Source organism: Streptomyces sp. Y2F8-2, from assembly GCF_014905555.1.
Taxonomy (GTDB): Bacteria; Actinomycetota; Actinomycetes; order Streptomycetales; family Streptomycetaceae; genus Streptomyces; species Streptomyces cynarae.
On record NZ_BNGS01000030.1, the window covers coordinates 1 to 1,240 of the forward strand.

At 70.2% G+C, this 1,240-nt stretch carries 2 protein-coding genes; one reads left to right on the top strand and one right to left on the bottom strand.

Annotated elements, in window-relative coordinates; genetic code table 11:
• The coding region (locus tag SY2F82_RS38540; RefSeq protein ID WP_200423746.1) for a helix-turn-helix domain-containing protein at positions 1 to 343 on the bottom strand (343 nt) is incomplete at its 3' end.
• Between the two features lie 223 nt (positions 344 to 566).
• Between SY2F82_RS38540 and SY2F82_RS38545 the strand changes: the two genes are divergently transcribed.
• Positions 567 to 1,232 (top strand): DUF4097 family beta strand repeat-containing protein, encoded by a 666-nt coding sequence (locus tag SY2F82_RS38545; RefSeq protein ID WP_200423745.1) that lies wholly within the window; start codon positions 567 to 569, stop codon positions 1,230 to 1,232.
• The last annotated feature ends 8 nt before the right edge of the window (positions 1,233 to 1,240 follow it).

The window sequence follows — 1,240 nt, forward strand, 5'->3', positions numbered from 1 at the left end:
AGGCCATCACCCGCGCCATCATCTGGGGCGTGCCGGACTGCATGAAGACGGTGGTGAGCGTCTCCTCGTACGCGCGCACGGCCTCCGGATCGCGTCCGTAAGCCTGCGGGGGCGCCTCGGCACCGCGCGGCGCGGCCTGCCTGCGGCGGTGGGCGCGGCGTTCGGCGGCGCGATGGGCGAGGTCGGCGCGGTAGGCGGTGGGGCCGCCGTTGCGCATGACCTCGCGGGTGACGGTCGACGTCGGACGGTCGAGCCGTCTGGCGATCTCCGCGTAGGCGAGCCCGTCGGCCAGCCCCAGCGCGATCTGCTGGCGTTCCTGCTGAGTGAGCCTGCCGCCCGGCATCCCGGCCTCCTTCGTGGTGCGCAGTGGGCCCACCATAGCGTTCACTCTCACTCCATTGCAACGAACCGCATGAGGTTGTTGCGTTAGCCAGCAGGAGCATTGCAACGATATTCCATCATCCACCTGCGCAGATACCTTTCATACGCAACGAACTTATTGCCGACTCTCCGAATGCAACGTAGCGTTTCCAATGTCAGAAACAGCGAGCCGACAGGAGAGCACCATGCAGAAGTTCCCCACCCCCGCCCCGGTCTCCGCCGTCCTCGACATCCCCGCGGGACGCATCCAGTTCATCGCCGCCGACCGGGCCGACACCACGATCGAGGTCCTGCCCGCCAACGCCGCCAAGAGCCGCGACGTCAAGGCGGCGGAGCAGATCGAGGTCGCCTACGGCGACGGTGTCCTGCGGATCGCGGCCCCGGAGGCGAAGAACCAGCTCTTCGGCCCCTCCGGATCCGTCGAGGTGACCGTCCAGCTGCCCGCCGGCTCCCACGTCGAGGCGAAGGCGGCCGGCGCCGAACTCCGGGTCGTCGGCCGCCTCGGCGACGTCGCCTTCGAAGGCGCGTACCGCCAGATCAAGATCGACGAGGCCGCGAGCGTCCGCCTCACCGCGGTCGACGGCGATGTCGAGGTCGGCCGGCTGGGCGGCTCCGCGGAAATCACCACCGCACGGGGCGACATCCGGATCGCCGAGGCCGGGCGCGGCACGGTCGTGCTGCGCACCGAGTCCGGCGACATCTCGGTCGCCGCCGCCGCCGGCGTCTCGGCCGCCCTGGACGCCGGCACCGGCCACGGCCGCATCAGCAACGCGCTCAAGAACGACGGCACCACCGAACTCGACATCCGCGCCACCACCTCCCACGGCGACATCACCGCCCGCAGCCTGTAGATCCGCAG

Excerpts from the sequence above, each read along its gene's own strand:
- SY2F82_RS38545 (WP_200423745.1), top strand. The coding sequence starts at position 567 with ATGCAGAAGTTCCCCACCCCCGCCCCGGTCTCCGCCGTCCTCGACATC.